General features: G+C 66.1%; 12 protein-coding genes and 1 pseudogene. 10 read left to right on the plus strand and 3 right to left on the minus strand.

What is annotated here, in order from left to right; all coding sequences use genetic code 11:
- Positions 1-93: 93 nt before the first annotated feature.
- From pyk to H6717_07565, 3 genes are read left to right on the plus strand one after another with little or no spacing between them, the layout of a single operon-like run.
- Positions 94-1,494, plus strand: coding sequence for a pyruvate kinase (gene pyk, locus H6717_07555; protein ID MCB9576866.1), 1,401 nt, complete (start codon positions 94-96; stop codon positions 1,492-1,494).
- On the plus strand, positions 1,491-3,332 hold the full coding sequence (locus H6717_07560; protein ID MCB9576867.1) for a serine/threonine protein kinase: 1,842 nt from the start codon (positions 1,491-1,493) through the stop codon (positions 3,330-3,332). Before pyk ends, H6717_07560 begins: the two co-directional genes overlap by 4 nt.
- A 38-nt stretch (positions 3,333-3,370) precedes the next feature.
- Entirely contained in the window at positions 3,371-4,345 is a 975-nt protein-coding gene (locus tag H6717_07565) for a hypothetical protein (protein MCB9576868.1), read from the plus strand.
- 35 nt (positions 4,346-4,380) lie between these two features.
- On the opposite strand, the gene H6717_07570 is transcribed toward H6717_07565, so the two are convergent.
- On the minus strand, positions 4,381-5,253 hold the full coding sequence (locus H6717_07570; GenBank protein ID MCB9576869.1) for a ferritin-like domain-containing protein: 873 nt from the start codon (positions 5,251-5,253) through the stop codon (positions 4,381-4,383).
- A gap of 7 nt (positions 5,254-5,260) precedes the next feature.
- Entirely contained in the window at positions 5,261-5,998 is a 738-nt protein-coding gene (locus tag H6717_07575) for a methyltransferase domain-containing protein (protein ID MCB9576870.1), read from the minus strand.
- 160 nt (positions 5,999-6,158) lie between these two features.
- Here H6717_07575 and H6717_07580 point away from each other — a divergent pair, with 160 nt between their 5' ends.
- The 6 genes and pseudogenes from H6717_07580 to H6717_07605 all read left to right on the plus strand — a co-directional run bounded on the left by H6717_07580 (position 6,159) and on the right by H6717_07605 (position 17,239).
- The gene (locus H6717_07580) at positions 6,159-12,428 is read left to right on the plus strand and encodes a hypothetical protein (protein MCB9576871.1); all 6,270 of its coding nucleotides are present in this window, start codon (positions 6,159-6,161) and stop codon (positions 12,426-12,428) included.
- 15 nt (positions 12,429-12,443) lie between these two features.
- Positions 12,444-12,740, plus strand: coding sequence for a hypothetical protein (locus H6717_07585; protein MCB9576872.1), 297 nt, complete (start codon positions 12,444-12,446; stop codon positions 12,738-12,740).
- Between the two features lie 917 nt (positions 12,741-13,657).
- Positions 13,658-14,903: pseudogene (gene ltrA / locus H6717_07590) on the plus strand (group II intron reverse transcriptase/maturase).
- 40 nt (positions 14,904-14,943) lie between these two features.
- Positions 14,944-15,621: an RHS repeat-associated core domain-containing protein gene (locus H6717_07595; GenBank protein MCB9576873.1), complete on the plus strand. Its 678-nt coding sequence runs from the start codon at positions 14,944-14,946 to the stop codon at positions 15,619-15,621.
- Positions 15,622-15,805: 184 nt separating this feature from the next.
- Positions 15,806-16,345 (plus strand): hypothetical protein, encoded by a 540-nt coding sequence (locus H6717_07600; protein MCB9576874.1) that lies wholly within the window; start codon positions 15,806-15,808, stop codon positions 16,343-16,345.
- Positions 16,346-16,483: 138 nt separating this feature from the next.
- The gene (locus tag H6717_07605) at positions 16,484-17,239 is read left to right on the plus strand and encodes a hypothetical protein (GenBank protein MCB9576875.1); all 756 of its coding nucleotides are present in this window, start codon (positions 16,484-16,486) and stop codon (positions 17,237-17,239) included.
- Positions 17,240-17,252: 13 nt separating this feature from the next.
- On the opposite strand, the gene H6717_07610 is transcribed toward H6717_07605, so the two are convergent.
- Positions 17,253-17,690, minus strand: coding sequence for a CoA-binding protein (locus tag H6717_07610; protein ID MCB9576876.1), 438 nt, complete (start codon positions 17,688-17,690; stop codon positions 17,253-17,255).
- On the opposite strand from H6717_07610, the gene H6717_07615 reads away from it, so the two are divergent.
- Positions 17,689-18,861, plus strand: a complete 1,173-nt coding sequence (locus tag H6717_07615) for a histidine kinase (protein MCB9576877.1) — start codon at positions 17,689-17,691, stop codon at positions 18,859-18,861. The two genes, H6717_07610 and H6717_07615, sit on opposite strands and share 2 nt — an antisense overlap.
- Positions 18,862-18,889 lie beyond the last annotated feature (28 nt).

Genomic DNA, 18,889 nt, shown 5'->3' on the forward strand with positions numbered 1-18,889 from the left:
CGCTCACATAGCAGGTATTGCCGGGGGTTTGTTGGTCCGGCGCGATGGCCTCGTGCCCCGGCCGGCGCCGCTGTGGCATGCTCTGGGGGCCGTATGCCCGCCCGCCGCGCCAAGATCGTCTGCACGATCGGTCCCGCTGTGGACAGTCCGGAGCGGATCCGAGAGCTGATCCGCGCCGGGATGGATGTCGCGCGGCTGAACTTCTCGCACGGCACCCCGGCGGATCACGAGCGGGTGGCCCGCGTCATCCGCGAGGCCAGCGCCGAGCTCGGGCGGCCCATCGCCATCTTGCAGGATCTGTGCGGCCCCAAGATCCGTACCGGCAAGAACGGTCCGAAGTCGGTGGATGTAGGACAGACCGTGGCGCTGGTGGGCAGCGGGGAGGGGGACGCGGAGACGATCGCGGTCAGCTACGCGAGCCTTTCGGAGGACGTCCACGCGGGCGATCGCATCCTCTTGGGGGACGGCCACGTGGAGCTTCACGTGGACCGCGTGGAGGGAGAAAAGGTGCTGTGCCGCGTGGAGCACGGCGGCGCGCTCCGGGCCCGCATGGGCGTGAACCTGCCGAGCGGCCGCGTGCGCCTCAAGGCCATCACCGACAAGGACCGGAGCGATCTCGAGCACGGCCTTCGGCTGGGCGCGGACTACGTGGCGCTCTCCTTCGTGAAGAGCGCCGACGACGTTCACGAGCTCCGCGCGCTGTGTGAAGAGCACGGTCGACCCACGCCCATCGTGGCCAAGATCGAGACGCCCCAGGCGGTCGAGCAGATCGAGGCCATCGTCGCGGCGGCGGACGCGGTGATGGTGGCGCGCGGCGACTTGGGCGTGGAGCTGCCGCCGGAGCGGGTGCCGGTGGTGCAACGCGAGATCATCGGCGTGTGCCAGAAGCTTCGGCGCCCGGCCATCGTGGCCACGGAAATGCTGCACTCCATGGTGCACGCGCCGCGGCCCACCCGCGCGGAAGCGAGCGACGTGGCCGGCGCGGTGTTTGGCGGCACGGACGCGGTGATGCTCAGCGCCGAGTCCGCCACCGGGGAGTACCCCATCGTCGCGGTGGAGATGATGGACCGCATCATCCGTCAGGCGGAGCAGAGCGAGTTCTTCTCGCCCGAGGGCTCGCCGCCGGACGGCGCCACGCCGGAAGCCATCGCCCATGCGGCGTGTCACATCGCGGGAGAGGTGGGCGCCAAGGTGCTGGTGGCGCTCACGGAGAGCGGCGGCACGGCGCGGCTGGTGAGCAAGGCGCGGCCACCGGTGCCCGTCGTGGCGCTGTCGCCCGACGACGGAACGCTGCGGCGCCTGGCGCTGTACTGGGGCGTGACGCCCCACGCCCTCGAGGTGGTCACGGATCTCGAGGCGCTGCTCGCGCGCGTGCACGCGCTGCTCGTCTCCGAGAAGCTGGTGCAGAAGGGGGACCGCTTCGTGCTGGTGTACGGCGCGCCCATCGGCACCCGCGGCTCCACCAACGCCGTGCGGGTCGAGGTCGTCCGATGATCGTCCCGGTGGAGCAGCCTCCCGAGCTCGAGAAGTACCAGGTGCTCGAGGAAATCGGCCACGGCGGCATGGCCACCGTGTATCGCGCGAAGGATCGCCGGCTGGGGCGCGACGTCGCGGTCAAGGTCATCCACAAGCACCTGCGCGAGAGCGCGGAGGTGGCCGCGCGCTTCGTGAGCGAGGCGCGGGCCGTCGCCAAGCTCAAGCACCAGAACATCGTCGAGGTGTACGACGTCTCCGACGAAGGGGACATCGAGCGCTATCTGGTGGTTGAGCTGGTCGAGGGCACCACGCTCCGCAAGCTGCTGCTCGAGCGGGGCCACCTGCCGGCGGAGATCGCCGCGGCCATCGGCATCGAGATCGCCCAAGCGCTGGAGCACGCGCACGCCCACGGCGTGATCCATCGCGACGTGAAGCCCGAGAACGTGCTGGTGAGCCTGCGCGCGCCGGTGAGCACCCGGGAGTCTCAAGAGCGGCCCAGCGACGCGACCATCGCGCGCATCAAGATCGCGGACTTTGGCATCGCCAAGCTGCTGGACGCCCAGGGCGTCACCTCCACGGGGCAGGTGCTCGGCTCGCCGGCGCACATGGCGCCGGAGCAGATCGAGGGCGGCGAGGTGTCGCAGCGGGCGGACGTGTTCGGTCTCGGCGTGCTCTTGTACGAGGGCATGGTGGGGCGGCTGCCCTTCGACGGAAAGAACCCCGCGCAGGTGCTGCGCAAGGTGCTCGACGGCACCTTCACCCCGCCGGAGCGCGCGCGCCCCACGGTGGGCGCGGGCTTGAGCCGCATCGTGGAAAAGGCGCTGGCACGGGAAGCGGAAGATCGCTGGGAGTCCGCCGAGCTGATTGGGGATTTGCTGCGCGCCGAGCTCGCCAAGGTGGGCATGAAGGAGCCGCGCGCCGAGCTCGCCGAATACCTCGCGGATCCCACGGCCTACGAGGAGAGCTACGAAGGGCGCATCGTCGACAAGCTCGTGGCGCTGGGCAAACAGGCGCGCTCCGAGCGGGACGTGACGACGGCGGCGAGCTACTTCAATCGCGCCCTCGCCTTCCGGCCGGAGGACACCGAGCTGTTGCGCGAGGTCGCGGGACTCGCGCGCTCGGAGCGGCTCAAGCGCACGGCGCTCCGGGCCGGCATCGTGCTGGTGGGTAGCGCCGTGCTGGGCGTGGCGGCCTACGGCGTGACGCGCGCGGCGCGCACGCCGCGGCTCACGCCCACGCAGGACAAACCGCCGGAGCCGGTGCTGAAGGTCACCGCGGAGCCGACGGTCGTGAACACCGCCGCGCCGGACAAGAGCGCCGCGCCGAAGCCGAGCGCGTCCGTAGTGGAGGTGGTCAAGCCGAACAACGGGAAGATCGCCGTCGCACCGATCGGTACCGCGCCCAGCAAGGACAAGACGCGCCTGGTGCAGGTGCTCTTGAGCGGCGCGACGGGCGGCTCGGTGCTGGTCGACGGCCAACCGTACAACTGGTTCGGCCCGCCGAAGCCCATGCCCACGGGCACCCACACCTTCGAGTTCCTCCCGCCCGACGACAAGTGCTGCAAGAAGCCGCCCAAGCAAGTGCTGGACGTGAAGGAAGGCGAGACCCCATTCGTGGTGCGAGGCCAGATCGCCTACCTCGACGCCAGCCTCACGCTCATCGGCACCGGCGATCTCCGGGCGGAATGCCCGCGGCTCTTCGCCGGCGTCCTGTCCGCAGGACAGACCCGAAAAATCCCCATCAATAGCCCCAAGCGCTTGGCGGGGCAGTGCACAATCACCCCGGGCAAAGAGGGAGAGGACAACAAAGTAGTTGCCGTGACCCTCGGACCCGGCGAAACCAGGACCATTCCCTAGCCCCTGACGCGGTGCGTCTCGGGGACGGGCGTCTCCGGATGCGTTCGATTCGTTCGAGTCTGTTTGCGGTTTGTCTGGCCACCGCGCTGCTGGCACGGCCGGTCGCTGCCCAGCCCCCGCCGCCCACGGACAGCGCCGGGGAGCTGTCCGACGACAGCAAGCTCGAACGCATCGTTACGCTGTTCGAGAGCGGCAAGTACGCCGAGTGCACCACCGAGTTCAAGAAGCTCCTGATCCCGGAGCCGGATCTGGAAGATCCCGACGTGCTGGAGCGGGCGCGCACCTACTACGCCGCGTGCCTGATGGCCGTCGGCAAGAACGACGAGGCGGACCAGCAGTTCAAGACCGCCATCCGCGAGAACCCACAGATGCAGCCGCCGGATCGCCTGGTGTATCCGGCGCCGGTGGTGGAGCGCTTCATCCGTGTGCGCGACAGCATGCTGGACGAGATCAAGAAGGCGGAAGAGGACCGCATCAAGAAGGCGCGCGCCGCCGCCAAGGCGGCCGCGGAGCGCCGGGAGCGTGAGCGCCTGCGCGTGGAGGCTCTCGAGAAGCTCGCCGCACAGGAAGTGGTCATCACCAAGAACCGTCGCTGGATCGCGGCTGTGCCCTTTGGAGTGGGCCAGTTCCAGAACGACGACACGGCCCTCGGCTATCTGTTCCTGGGCACCGAGGTCGCGCTCGGGGGCACCGCCCTCGGCGCGATGCTGGTGCGGCTCTCGCTGGATGCCCGCGCCGACGACCAGCCGCCGCCCAACAACGAAGAGCTAAACGCGAACAACACGACGGCCAACAACGTGTTGAAGTTCTCCAGTTGGGGATTCGTCTCGGTGGCCGCGTTGGGCATCCTCGAGGCCCAGCTCTCCTTCGAGCCGGAGGTGCGCCACGTGGTCCAGCGGCCGCTGCCCAAGGACCTTCAGCGCCCGAAACCGGAAAAGAGCGACGTGAGCCTGAGGCCCAGCGCGCTACCCACCCCCGGTGGCCTCCAGCTCGGAGTCATCGGCCGCTTTTGACGGTCCGCCGCGGAACCACGCGGACGGACGTCGCGCTACAGCGAGGTGACGCGCACTCGGGCGCGATCCGCGGCGGCTTCGGCAGCGGCCACCGAGGTCACGGCCTCACCCGGCGAGCGACGGAGCTCCGCCAGGGAAAGGCCCAGTGCCCAGAGCAACGGCCGCGGCGGCGCGAGCCCGAGCTCCGGCTCGTTCGCGAACAAGCTGCCCAGCTCTTTGGCGTAGGCGCGGGACAGCTCCAGCGTGGAGACGCGATCGAACGCTTTCGCCTTGGGGCGGCTCGCCAGCGGCAGGGCGGCGAGGCTCGCGAACAGGAGCACGTAGAGCGCGCGCAGCCGGCGCCGCGCGGATGCTGGCCGCCGCTCGAGCACGCGCTTGAGGAAGTGCACGTTGAGCGGCACGTGGAAGGACTCGTCCCGCGTCAGGATGGTGAGCATGCGGCGCGCCGCCGGGTGCTGCACGTTGCGGAGGGCGAGGCGATACGTCGTGCTGCCGATGGTCTCGAACATCAGGTTCGTGAGCACGATCGACTCCATGCGCTTGGCGCGACCGTAGAGGCGATAGAACGTTCCCGTGACGCGGCCCATGGGGCGGATCTCGCCGCCGATGAATGCCAGAAACTCCGTCAGGAGCTCGCGGTGCCAGCCCTCCTCGTCACCGTACAGGCGCAGCACTTCCGCCAGATCTTCGTCCCACTCGCCGACCTCGCTGGCCAGCTCGTGCGCCTGCCGCAGTCCGCTCTCCTCCGCGCGGAACGCGGCGTTGAAGAAGCGCACGGCAGCCGTGCGCTCGGCGTCGCTGGCCCAGCTGATGGGCTCACCGAGCTCGAGCGTTTCTTCCGCCGCCGCGCGATCGCGGAGCTTGTCGAGCCACCAGCTCGTTGGGCGGTCCGTGGGTGAAGGGGCCACCGGTTCCTCAGGGCTTGCGGATCGCGGCGATCCAGAACCCGCCGAAGCGGGCGAGGGGCGAATCGCACAGCGCGCGCTCCGTGGCGCGCAACAGGGTCCGCGCCACGGGAAGCCGCATGAGCCGCGCCGTGGGCGTCGCAATGCGGACGCCGCGGGATGCGACGATCTCGCACCCTGCCGGCAACAGCGCCTGCACGTCCCGCGGCGAATCGAAGCGCGTGTAGACGTGCTTCTCGTGCGCGCCGGGCGCAATGCGACCGGCCGGGCCGTAGCGCTTCACCAGGCCGCGCAGGCTGTGCGGATTGTAGAACTCGGCGATCACCGTCCCGTGCGGGCGCGTCACGCGCAGCATCTCTTTCAGTGCCACGTCGATCTCCGGGATGTGCGCCAACACCTTGAAGGAGCAGGTGACGTCGAAGCTCTCGTCCTCGAAGGGCAGCGCCGTGGCGGAGCCTTCCACCACTGAAAGGCCCCGTTCCCGCGCCCGAGCCAACATTCCAGGAGAAAGGTCGATGCCCTTGGCGGACTTGGCGAAGCGCCGGATACGCTGCAGCACCAGCCCCGTCCCGCAGCCGACCTCCAGCACGTCGCGCCCGGAGCCGAAGCGCTGGACGAACTCGCTCTCGAGCTCGTCCAGGAGCTCGTGATAGCCGCCCGGGTCGTTCTCCCCGCGGTGATCTTCGTAGCCTTCACTGAAGGCGTCGTAATAGGCCCGATTGGATTCGTGGCTGCCGGATGCGTCCATGCGAAGAGCGGGAACCTGTCAACGAACGCCCGCCTCTGCAAGCTCCACCGCAATTTGTCGGGATTTTCGCGGCTGGCGCCGGGCGTGGAACGGAGGATCCGAAGAGATTTGACGGACCTGCGCGGGGCGTCGAAGTCCGCTGGCGACCGGGAGGAATCGGATGAACGCCAGGAAGAATCGGAGCGCGGGCTGGAGTCGGCGGAACGCGCGGAAGCTCGCTGCGGCGGGCCTGATGGCCACGGCCATGGTTGCCATAGGCGGCGCAGCGCCCGGATGTAGCTCGCAGTCGCCCGCGGAAGACAGCGCCAAAGTGCAGTCGAGTGCGCTGACGTTCTTTCCCGACAGTCACTGCGCGCAGGAGCTCGCCAATGGGCTCTGGAACGTTTCCTACGACCTATGCCAGCAGGAAATACAGCTGCCGACCGCAGAGCCGCTCCCCTTTCTCGAACAGGTCCGCTTTCTGTTTGAGCCCCCGACGTCGGGCCAGTTCGAGCTTCAGCCTGGCAAGTTGGACGTGAGCCAGCTCGCAGTCATAACGGGCGACATCGCCTTGACTGGCGAGCTCAAGACAGTCCAGGTCGAGGCTCAGGAGAATCAGCTGGGCGGTGTCCACGGAGACTACGGGTACACGCTGCGGGACGTCTGGTCGGGGCGATTCTTCTATGTGGTCAACGGCGGCCATCCCATTCGCATGAGGTTCACTGCGATAGACGTCGGTCCCTCCTCTGGCGCCCCCGAGTACCTGCCCGTCGAGCGTGTGGTGAACCCGGAGCCGGGCAAGTTCACGACGATACCCACCGTGGCAATGGTGCCTGCAACGCCGCCGATGATGACGCCGGTAACACCAAGTAACCCGAGCTGGGCGTACGTCGAATCGGCGATGGAGCAGGACTCTTCCGGCGAGCGATCTGCAACGGTGTTCATTCCCGCGAACACGGACTGGCTGGTCAGTGGAAACGCTCTGACGTCGGGGTCGGGCACGCTCGAGGCTGGCGTTCAAGAGTACACGGTGGGGGACGGCGAAGCGGGCGCGCAGCGCATGCCCGCCGCGCTCCCGGCTGCGAGTGCCTACACCTACGCCGCGGAGCTCGTCGCGCACCTCGACGGCTTGCCGATCGACCCGACTTTCAGCCAGCCAGTCTACGTCTACGTCGACAACTTCTTGGACTTCCCGGTCGGCGACACCGTGCCGAACGGAACCTACGACCGCGACACCGGCGCCTGGGTTCAACATCGCGAACCGGAAGGGGCTCCGCTCAACGGGATCGTCGTCCAGTTTGTCGACATCAAAGACGGGTACATGGAGGTGGACACCGGCGGCGTGGACGTCGGGCTTACTGACGACGAACGCTACCAGCTGGCACAGCGATACTCGGACCCACAGGACATTGGAAAGACGTTCTGGCGCATGCCGGTCCTCCACTTCTCGGCGTGGGACTTCAACCTGGGGTGGACGCCACCGTTGAACGCCGGGCAGCCGCCGGACCCCAGAGAAGACGATCGCGAAGGTTTGTCGCCGGACTCCTGTGTGATGAACGGCTCCACGATCGAGTGCGAGAGTAGCGTGCTCGGTGAGGAGATCCCGATCACGGGCGCGCCGTACTCGCTCGTGTACCGCAGCAGCCGAGTTCCTGGGTACAAGCCGGCGCACCGACGAACGCTGAAGATCCCGGGAGGCGGTCAGAACGTGCTTCCCGATACGGCCAAGAAGCTGGTTGCAGATCTCGAGGTCGCCGGAGTGAAGATCCACCAAGAGAAGGACAAGCCAAGCAGTGGCTGGGGCACAGATGAATCCTTTACCTTTGACTGGAACGGGCAGGACGCCTTTGGTCGCGACCTGAACGGTATCCAGAAAGCCACGGTTCACGTGGGTGCCGTCTACCAGGGCGTGTACGGGAAGACCGATGGCTTCGGCCTGCCCCCGGTGGGCCAGTACCAGACGAACGACACCCGGCAGGAGGTCACGTACTGGACCACGTGGCGCGGAGACATCGGCTTCTTGGACGCACGCGCGTTCCACAACGGTGGCTGGACCATCAGCCACCAGCACGTCTACGACAGGAACACGCAGACCATTCACTACGGTGATGGCCGCTGGCGCCGCGGGTCGGCGCTCGGTCAGATCCTCCAACACGAGTGCGAGGGCTGCAGCATCGGCTCCTACCCGTACGGGATGGACTTCGACCCCAATGGCGTCCTGTACTTCATCGATCGTACGGGCGGTGCGTCGGGCGACGGGACTCTCAAGAAGCTCGAGAACGGTGTGGTGACGAACGTCGTGTCCGTTCCCGGCGGACCGATCGACGTTCGCGTCGCGCCTAACGGCACCGTCTACGTTGCGCAGCCCGACGACGGTCTTGTCAGCAAGATGGTTGGTACGCAGTGGGAGTCCGTGACCAGTGTCCCTTTGAGCCAGCCATCGGGGATTGCCCTTGCCCCCGACGGAACCTTGTTCGTCAGCGACACGGGCCACCACCAGATCTGGCGGGTTGGCACGGACGGAAGCTCAACCCTGTTTGCGGGAAATGGTACGGCTGGCAGCTCTGGCGACGAGGGGCCGGCGATTCAAGCCCAGCTGCGTGCGCCGCTCGGAATCGATGTCGCGGACGACGGGTCCGTCTTCTTCGTCGACTTGAATGGGTTGAATGGTGTCGATGGTTCGATTCGCAGAGTCGATCCGAGTGGCATCATCCACCTGGTTGCAGGGGGAGATGGAAACACGAACGACAGCAGCGAAGGGATTGATGCGACGACGGCCAAGCTCAACGCACCTCAGAATGTGCGAATTGGCTCGGATGGGAACGCGTACTTAACCGAAGGCACGGGTACGAACGGACACGGAGGACGCGTCCGAAAGATCACCTCAATCGGCCGAATCGTTACCGTTGCCGGTGACGGGCTCTCGGCGGGCGGCGTGCAGTGCGACGACGGTCCGGCGACGACGGTCCACTTGGCTGCCGCGCAGGGTCTTGCGTTCGCTCCGGACGGTACGCTCTGGGTGTCGCAACATGGGAACAACAGCTGCGATGCCATCCGACGCATAGCGCCCGCCCTGCCCGGCGCGGCCGTTGGAACACAGCTCGTTCCCTCGGAAGATGGCAGCGAGGTCTACGCGTTCAACGAGTTCGGGCGCCACATGATGACGTACGATGCCGTTCTCGGTACGCCCAAGTTCAAGTTCGTCTACCACCCCTACGAGACGGCAGAAGGCCACTCCGAACCGCTGCTCGACGAGATTGACGATGTGCGTGGCAGCGAGGATGCACTGGGCCTTCAGACGTTCTTCGACCGAACTCCCTACGGTGAGCTCTATAGGATCCGCGCTCCGTTCTACGCGAGCGGCAATGCGACGACGGATGTAGCCATCGAAGAAGGGTGGCTGATGGTCGTCAGCGGCCCCGTGTCGCAGTACTCCCTCGCATACAAGCAGCAAGCGTTGGGCGGTCTGCTCGAGGAGTTCAACGATCCAAAGGGCGGAACGCATTCCTTCGCGTACAACGACGACGGTCGGTTGACGACGGATAGGGATCCAAGGACGCAAACGTCCGCACCGTACCGCAAACTTGCCGGTGTGCAGGAGGTGACTGGAGGAAACGTCACCGGCTCCGGCATCGAAATCACGACCGCGAACGGGCTGAAGCACAAGTTCACGGGGAGCTACCCGAGCACACTCGGGATCACGCAGCGCACGATCACGCGCCCTGACGGTACCTCCGTGCACGCGGCCATCAGTCGTGAGGCGGGCGCTCGCTTGGCCACCTATCCGGACGGCTCGTCGCGTCTGGCGCTGCTCGAGCCTGATCCGCGATTCGGCCTCGCGGCGGGGACGACCCACGAACTACTGGAGCTTCCCGGTGGAAACAAGAAGCTCGGCGTGAACGTCGACCGTGAAGTGGTGGGCGCCGTGCCCGGCAGCCCCTTCAGCTTCACGTCTCTATCCGAGACGCGCACCGTGTACCCGGATCCCGCGGATCCGAGTACGAACATCCAGTACACGTCCACGTTCCACAAGAACGAGAATCGGATCGAGGTGACATCTCCGGAGGGCCGCTCGGTCTCGCAGTACCTCGACAGCTACGGTCGCGTCTGGAAGGAGCGGCCTGGCCCAGGGACGCCGGAGGTAGCGGATGTCATCTACGGGTATGACAGCTACGGCCGCCTGACCACCGTGGATCAGGGCAGCCGCCGGGTGAAGTACGGGTACGATCCGAATACCGGGTTCCTCGAGACAATCTCGGTAGGACCGACCTCCGAGGCATGGCTGCTCCAAACCACGTTCGACCGGAACGACGATGGCTACGTCACGAAGGCGACGGACTACCAGAGCTTCAGCACGATCTTCGATCGAGATGAAATGGGGGATGCGTACAAGATCCGGACGCAAGCGGGCACTGGAGGAAGCGCCAGCTACTACGACCACAACCAGCCGTTGGATCCCGTCGGGCTTCTTCAGTCCTACACGCCCCCGCCAGTAGCGGGACAGCCCGCTGGCACGGTGGGCTACGACTACGATCTCGATCGCCGGCCAACCCTCGTGGGCTGGGCCGACGGTCGCTCGCTCTCGCCCCAGTACGATCCCACTTCCGGCAAGCTGACGGAGATCCGCGACGAGGCGAATCAGGTCCTTCGCCAGTTCGCCTACGACACGACGACGGGGAACATTACGAGCGCGACCTGCAACGGGATGACAACGGGCTTCGGCTACGACGGCTACGGGGCCATCGCGGATCGCGTCAGCACGACGTGGCCCGGCTCACCAGCGAAGGACGTGTCCCTCGAGTACGACGGCTACCTCCGCCCGAACAAGGAGAAGCTGACAGGCGGCGCGGACGTGACCTACACCCTGGATGACGACGGTCTGGTGACCGCTGCTGCCATCTCGTCCCCGGGGACCACGTTCCACCTGAGCGATCGCAGCCCGCAGAGTGGCCGACTGGAGAGCACGTGGATCGGCAACGTGACGACCGCGATCCAGTACGACCAGACCTACGCCGACGTCACCCACGTAGCCACCACCTTCACCGGCAACACGAACCGCTACAACATCACGTACGCGCCCGACGCCATCGGTCGCGTGCAGGTGAAGACGGAGCAGGTCGAGGCCAACCCGTCAACGGACGAGACCTACGACTACTGGCCCTCCGGCTGGTTGAAGTCCGTGGACGACGGAACGACCACGACGCAGTGGGACTACGACCCGCGCGGCAACCGCACGAAGGAGAACGGCGTCACCATCGCGAGCTACGACGCTCGCGATCGAATCCTGACGTACAACACCGCCAGCACTGGCTCCCTGAGTTTCCAATACGACGCCGACGGCCGGCGCAGCGTACGAAAGCTGAGCGGAACCCAGACTCACAGCTACACGTGGGATCGCTTCGGTCTGCTCACGAGTGTGACGATGGGCACCACGACCATCAACTACACCCTGGACGCCCTCGGCCGCCGCGTCACGCGCAAGAAATACGTCAGCGGCGTTCTCCAGGCCGAGGAGCGCTACCTCTACTCCGGCGACAACCGCCTCGTGGCAACGCTGAACGGCAACGGCGGTGTCACGGCGCGCTTCATCTACGCCACCGGATCGCACACGCCGGATCTGATGGTGAAGGGCGGCACGGTGTACCGCATTGTCACCGACCAGCTGGGCAGCCCCCGCGCCGTCATCAACGTCGTCAACGGCAATCAAGACGTGTACAAGCATGGCGTCTGGGGCAAGGAGACCGCAGCACCAGCGCCGTCAGCGCGCATCCCCTTCGGCTTCGCCGGGGGCCTGTACGACGCGGACACCAAGCTCGTCCACTTCGGCGCCCGCGACTACGACCCCGAGGTCGGCCGCTGGATCAGCCCCGACCCCATACGCTTCGACGGCGGCACGAATCTGTACGCCTACGCTAACGGAGATCCGGTCAACTACGTCGATCTGGACGGCAAGAATCCGCTCATCTTCATCGCGGCGGCGGGGTTCGCGGAGGGCTTCGTCATGGACGCGGCGCTCCAGCTCGCGCTCAACGGCATGAGCTTCCAGTGCGTGGATTGGAACCACGCCGCAGGAATGGGCGCCATTACCGGACTGTACAGCGTGGCCACTGCGGGGGTCGGCATGTTGGCCGGCGCAGCGGTGGGGCTGCGCGCGTTGGGAAGAGCAGACGACGTCTTTGAAATCGTGGACGGAGTTCGTCGTGCGAAAGCTGCGGAGCTCCTCGGAAAGAAGTCAATATCGGCACGCTTGGGGGGATCGATGGATGTTATAGAGATCCCTCTCGCTAACCTCCGGTCCCCCAATAAGTCGGTGATCGATGCTGCGGGGGCGACGAATGCCAAACGATTCAGTTCTGTGCTTGAGGGCGTTAGGGCAGGGAACACTCCACCGATTAGCGTGAACGCAGGTTCCCGAGGACCAAGCATCTTCGACGTGATTCTCAAATTCTAGGGAGAGCCAGCTAGAATGAGCGGCATCAAGTTTGCCCCTGATGATATTAAGTTCGCGTCCCTACGTGTTCTCTACGAGGCCGGTGTGTGGACTAGGAACCAGACTCTCGACAGTGAGGTACCGGTCGAGCAGCTAAACAGCCTTTGGGAGGCTTTGCACCCAGTTCCCGAGCTCCTGCATCAGTGGCGCGAGGATGCGGAAGCTGAATTGCACCTCTATTGGGCCAGCTACGACGAACGGTGGGAGGAACCGAAGCTTGAAGCTACCTTCAGAGCCGCCCTGGCGGCGTTCAGGTCAGGCGAACGGTGTTGAACGCGCTTCGTCGACCACACGCTTGGGTGTTCTGCCGTAACCGTCTTCACCGACGGATCTTCGGATGACGCGGGATTGCCCCGGCGCCCGGAACCACCCGAGCCCCGCGCCGCCCACAGCAACGCGGTTCCATACAGAGCGCTCCAGCGAAGCGCCGAGCGCGTCTCCTCCACCCGCGCGCAGCGGCTGCCGCAAGCGTGAAGTAGCACCGTAGCTCTTCCGCCCCGCGAGGGCGGCGGCCGCGAGCACGGGTTTGGGGGAGACCGCGGAGGCGGCGGAGCCGCCGACGCGAGTGGGGGGAGGCGCCGGGAAAGACCGGCAGAGAGAAGTAGGTGAGAGCGAAGATGAAACATCAACGAACAAGTCCTACGCCGGAACAGTTCACGACCGGCAAGGCCAGTCCTTGCGCCGGTGGAGGCGACTCCACCGGCGAAGCGTAGGAGGCCGCGCGTGCGGGCCGGGTGATGGAGCTTCGGAAGAAGTCAGGTGACGGGGCCGACACTCTCCTCCTTGTGGAAGACAATACGGAGAGGCCCGATGGAGTGAGCCCGATGGACCTCTCCGCCCGTCCGGAGTCGAAGAGCTCGGCACGTTCGCACACGCTCTCTGCACGGGAACCGGGAGACCTCGGAAGCGCCTCGTCGTCCACCATGGCGGACGGCAGGCAGCCGCGGGAAGGGAAAATCCACAAGCCGCGGTCGCAAACTCCCGAGGAGTCGGACGAGCCCATAGTACCTATGAAGTCGGCGAAGGCGCGGGTAACGCCCGTCGAGTCGATGGAGGAAAGGGGCGAGGCCAAGGGAAAGCTCGCACCACGAAACGCGCTCCGGACCCAGGGCCGGGCAGGCGCGTCCACGAACCTGGAGCGAGTCGGACGCAAGGCAACGAAGGACAAGGAGACGAAGTTCAGCAACTTGATGTGTCACCTCAAGGTGCCGCTACTGGCGCAGGCGTTTCGGCGACTGAAGAAGAATGCGGCGGCTGGGGTCGATGGGGTCACGTGGAGCGAGTACGGCCAAAACCTCGAAGCTCGCCTCGCGAACCTGCAGGACCGGATCCATCGCGGCAGCTACCATCCGCTTCCGGTGCGACGGGTGCATATCCCGAAGCCGGATGGACGGCAGAGGCCGATCGGTATACCGGCCCTGGAGGACAAGATCGTGCAACAGGCCCTGCGCATGATCCTGGAACCCATCTACGAGCGGGTGTTCTTTGGTTTCTCGTACGGCTTCCGCCTCCGGCGGTCGCCGCACGACGCCCTGGATGCGCTCGCCACGGTCATCATCAAGAAGCGAACGAACTGGGTACTCGACGCGGATATCCGCAGCTTTTTTCGACACCATCGACCATGGATGGATGAAGAAGTTCATCGAGCACCGGATTGCGGACAGGCGCCTGGTGCGGTTGCTGATGAAGTGGCTCGCGGCAGGTGTGATGGAGGAAGGCAAGCTGCACGCGACGCAGGAAGGAACGCCGCAAGGGGGCATTATCAGTCCGCTTCTGGCGAACATCTACCTGCACTACGTGCTCGACCTCTGGGTGCACGCGAGGCGGAAGCGTAGCGTGCGAGGTATTTACCTCGTGCGCTACGCTGATGACTTCGTGATGGGCTTCGAGGACGGCCGGGACGCGAAGATGATGCGCGCTGCTCTCGAGCGACGCCTGTCGACTTTCGGCCTGGAGCTGCATCCGGACAAGACGCGCATCCTGCGCTTTGGCCGCTACGCGCGCGAGCGGAGTGCGAAGCTCGGTCTGAAGGTCGAGACCTTCGACTTTCTCGGCTTCACGCACGTGGCGGGCAAGGACGGGAAGAACGGCTGGTTCCAACTGCAACGCCTCACCTCCAGAAAGAAGCGGCAGCGAACGCTGTCGGAACTCTACCAAGAGTTGCGACGGCGGCGGCACGAGGACGCGCGTGCAACGCACAAGTGGCTCTCGTCCGTGCTGCGTGGGTACTACCAATACTTTGGTGTTCCTACGAACGAGCGCGTACTGAAACGCTTTCGACGCCACGTCGGCGAAGCCTGGCTGCGGCAGCTACAGCGCCGGAGCCAGAAAGCACGCTGGTCGGTGGCGAAGAGGAAGCGCCTCGAGAAACGCTTTCCACTCCCGAAGCCCGTGATTCGACACCCTTGGCCCGAGGAGCGCTTCGCGGCCCGTTGACCCTAGGTGGGAGCCCGGTGCGGGAAACCCGCTCGCCGGGATCTGTGCGGGGGGCGGCCCGAAGAGGGCCGTCCCTACCGCAACCAACCCAACCAAGCTCGTCCACTTCGGCGCCCGCGACTACGACCCCGAGGTCGGCCGCTGGATCAGCCCCGAGCCGATCCGCTTCGACGGCGGCACGAACCTGTACGCCTACGCCAACGGAGATCCGGTCAACTACGTGGACTTGGATGGGACCTTTGCCACCTTGCCCCTCGCTATCGCCAGCGGTGCGATCGCGTTCTCGGCAAATGTGGCTGGTCAAGCGCTCACGCAGTCGGGCAACGGGCGCCCACTCCAGATCGATTACGGAAGAGCGTTCGTGGCCGGAGGGGTTGGGTTTGTTCAGGGCGCGGTCGCGCCATACCTGGTGGCCACGCGTGTTGGAGCTGGCGCGCTTGGAGCTGTCGCCGGCGTGGCGAACTATGCGCTTTCAACGCCAAGCTGCGCGTACGACCCTGATGCTGCACTGACCGCCGCCTTCTGGGGATTCGCTGGCGGCGTCTTGGGCGGACCGGGGACGTCAATCCCCAGCACGCCGCGTGGAGGGACCATCCCAAACCTTTCCCCGGTGATTTGGCCGTCTGCCTTTCGACGAGTCTCACCGAGCTTTCTGTCGGGGATTACCGCTGGAAACATTGCGGGCGGGGCGCTTGCGGGCATGCCGGATCCAGGTTGATGCTCCAACACAGCCAATGCCGGACACTCCCGCACAACTCCGCGTAGTTGGGTTCCCGAGTCGGGTGACTCGCGTCGCTCGGTTGCTGGCCTGGCCGGCCGTCGGCGTCGCCCTCTGCGGGTTCGTGTGGCTCACGAAGGTACAGGCCCGCGGGTGGACACCACGTACGAAGTTGGAGGTGGTCTTGCTTGCGCTCGCCGCGATCGTGATGACCACATACGAGATTCGGTACATGTTCGCGATCAAGGCTTGGGAGCGTCGCCTTCCAGAACTCCTGCCGGTGGTCTTGCCCAAGATGGGGTGGCAGTCGTTCCAAGAGGTTGCGGTCGTGTTCGGCCCCGGCGCGCATGACTTCGTCGTTCGAACCGCCGGGGGCGTCGTGGAAATTTTGTGCACAATCAAGAATGACATTGCCCTTTGCGCCGTAGCTGCCCCCCGGGATGTTGCGATCGGGCAGGTGTCGCCGAAGCGTTGGTTTGCTTTTCCCAGAGACGACTTGCTCTACGAAATCGAGAAGCGTGAGTCGGCGCCATTGAAGTGGCGACACGATCTCTCGACATCAGGGTACACGTTGCCTGTTGCCGTGCGCGCACCGAGCGTTGAGTTGGGAGTGGATTACGTCGCGACGCTCGCGAGAGCGCATATGCCAGAGATCTTCTTGGAAAGCGGCCGTCCCGAGATCGAACCCAGCGACGACGCCGATGCAGCAGGAAGCTCGCCGTAGATGTGAGCTGCCGACGCCCCGACAGAACCCCGGGGCTAGAAATCCAGGAGGATGGCCTGCGACAGCCTCTGTCGCAGAAAATGCGGGCGTTGCGTGGATGTCACTGGACTGGCTGCGGTGCGGCCCTACACTGCGGGCATGCAGACGGATCCGGTGGGGGTCGTCGTGTTGGACGACGATGCTGCGTTTTGCAAGGTGGTGAAGCGGGGGCTCAGCGGCTGGCGGGTGGTGACGTACTCTGACGTCCATCCGTTCTTTGAGCTGGCCGAGGCGGGCGGGCTTTCGGCGTTGGACGCGCTTCTTCTGGACTACACCCTGCCGGGCACGTCGGCGTTGGACGTGCTGGAGTGGCTGGGCGGGAAGGGCATCAGGATGCCAGTCGTGGTGGCCAGCGGAACTGTGGCGGCGCGGGAGGAGGGTCATCTCGTTTCGCGGGATGTTCCCGTGTTGCTCAAACCTGTGACGCTCAACGTGCTGAGAGAGTGGTTGCTGAAGGCGATACGGGACTTCCATCGGTCCGCACCGACGGACGCCGGCAGTAGCATCACGATCGATCTCGATCTGCTCGTTGCGCGTGCGGGCACGGATCGATCGAGTTTGACGGTGCAACACGGCCTGATCCTGGCCAAGATGCTCGAGTGCCGGCGCGCCGGGCGGATCGCGACGGACGCGGAGCTGATGGCCGCTGCGTGGCCTGATGGTGACGGCAGTGTGCGGAAGCTGGTGGTGAACGTGGACCGCATGACACGGCGCGTGCCCGTGCTGGAGGCGGTGATCGAGCGCATCCGGGACCATGGCTACCGGATCCGGCTGCCGCGCTCCGAGAGCGGGACGATGTTGAAAGTGACGGAGGGCGGGGCGACCGTGGTGCTGGCGGGATCCTCCAAGCACTGAGCGGAATGCTGGCTCAGTACTGCTTCGTCAGCTTGGCGATGAGCTTGTGGATCGAGTGATACGACGGCCCGCGGCTCACGTACATGACGGCACAAGCGCCAGTGAGCAGCGAGACGCCGCGATCCTTGGCGATTTCCAGCGCCTCTGGCGTGTCCCGGTTCATGTGGATCCACACGCGCTGGATGCCCGCGTCGGCGGCCTTCTTCACCCACTCCGCGGTCTCTTCGCGGGGGACTTCGAGCACGGCTGCCTCTACCTTGTGCGGAAGCGCGTCGAAGTCCGGGTAGGCGCGATCGCCGTCGATGGCGTCACACGAGGGATCCACGGCGAACGCCGTCTTGCCGAGCTTCTTGCTCTTGCCGTAGCTCAGCCGAGGAAAGCCCTTCTTTGCCGAGTTCCCGACGAACGCGAAGGTCTGTCCCTGCCAGAACTGCTCTCGTGCGCTGATCATGACGCGGAGACGCTACCCGCGCCGTTTCGTCCGAGTAACTGACGAGCATCAATGCTGCTTTGGCGCGAGTTTCCGCGGCGGACCAACACCCGGAGGCGGGCTAGGCGCGGCCGGGCGTCGCAAGCGCTATCGTTGGCGGGTGACCACCGTGATCGCCACCTGGCGTGCGCTTTGGACGCCCAAGCGCGGCGGAGCGCTGCTGCTCGTGTTCGTGGCGCTGGTGTCGGCGGAGTGGCTGGCGACGGGATCCGGCGTGGCCATGGCCACGGATGCGAGTCTGTTCGCGGCGTTCTGTCTGGCCGCGCCGGCCGGCTACCGCGTGCTGGTTCCGCGGGGCGGCGGCCTATCGGTGGGGCACGGGCTCTACGCGCTCCTGTGTGCCGCGCTCGTGCTGGGGTGGGCGCTCCTGGTGCGGCGTGCGCTACGGCTGAGCTGGACCTACGTGATCGACGGCTCGTCCCTCGGGATCTTGTGGGTGCTGTTCCTCGTGGGCGGCTGGGGACTGGCGCGGGACATCGAGCTCGAGAGCGGGCTCCACGCTCAGCAGCGGCGCGCGGAGCGGATGGCGGAGAGCGCGGAACGCGCGTCGCTCCTGGCGCTGCGGGCGCACCTCGATCCCCACTTCCTGTTCAACACCCTGAACGCCATCGCCGAGTGGTGTCGAGAAGATCCGGCAGTGGCGGAGGCTGCCACGCTGCGACTTGCATCCATGCTGCGCACGATGCTCGGGGGCATTCGCAGCCCGAGTTGGGATCTGGAGACGGAGATCGGCCTCGCGCGCAGCTTGTTCGAGCTGTATTCCATTCGCGATGCCGCTCGCTATCGCTTTCGGTTCGAGGTGCCGGAGCCGCTCCCGAGCGTGCAGGTGCCGCCGATGGTGTTCTTGCCCTTGTTCGAGAACGCCGTGACGCACGGCGCCGGCGCGGGCCACAGCGGCGAAGTGGTGGTGCGGCTCTCGGTGGAGTCGACGCCGGACCTGCGGCTGCACGTCGAGATCGAGAACCCGGGCCGCTTTCGCGGGCGGCGCGCCGGGGGGGAGGGGATCGCCATGGTGGAGCGGCGCTTGGCCCTCGCCTACGGCGGCGAGGCAACGCTCAGCTTCGACGCTGATGGAGATCGGACCCGGACGCGCGTGGCGCTCCCGGGTGCGCTTTCGGCGGAGGTCGCGTGAAGATCCGGGCGCTGTTCGCCGACGACGA

This window comes from Polyangiaceae bacterium, assembly GCA_020633235.1.
GTDB lineage: Bacteria > Myxococcota_A > Polyangia > Polyangiales > Polyangiaceae > JACKEA01.

Coding starts and splice junctions, on each gene's coding strand:
- pyk (MCB9576866.1), top strand. CDS start 94: ATGCCCGCCCGCCGCGCCAAGATCGTCTGCACGATCGGTCCCGCTGTG.
- H6717_07560 (MCB9576867.1), top strand. CDS start 1,491: ATGATCGTCCCGGTGGAGCAGCCTCCCGAGCTCGAGAAGTACCAGGTG.
- H6717_07565 (MCB9576868.1), top strand. CDS start 3,371: ATGCGTTCGATTCGTTCGAGTCTGTTTGCGGTTTGTCTGGCCACCGCG.
- H6717_07575 (MCB9576870.1), bottom strand. CDS start 5,998: ATGGACGCATCCGGCAGCCACGAATCCAATCGGGCCTATTACGACGCC.
- H6717_07580 (MCB9576871.1), top strand. CDS start 6,159: ATGAACGCCAGGAAGAATCGGAGCGCGGGCTGGAGTCGGCGGAACGCG.
- H6717_07585 (MCB9576872.1), top strand. CDS start 12,444: ATGAGCGGCATCAAGTTTGCCCCTGATGATATTAAGTTCGCGTCCCTA.
- H6717_07605 (MCB9576875.1), top strand. CDS start 16,484: ATGCAGACGGATCCGGTGGGGGTCGTCGTGTTGGACGACGATGCTGCG.
- H6717_07615 (MCB9576877.1), top strand. CDS start 17,689: ATGACGCGGAGACGCTACCCGCGCCGTTTCGTCCGAGTAACTGACGAG.
- H6717_07610 (MCB9576876.1), bottom strand. CDS start 17,690: ATGATCAGCGCACGAGAGCAGTTCTGGCAGGGACAGACCTTCGCGTTC.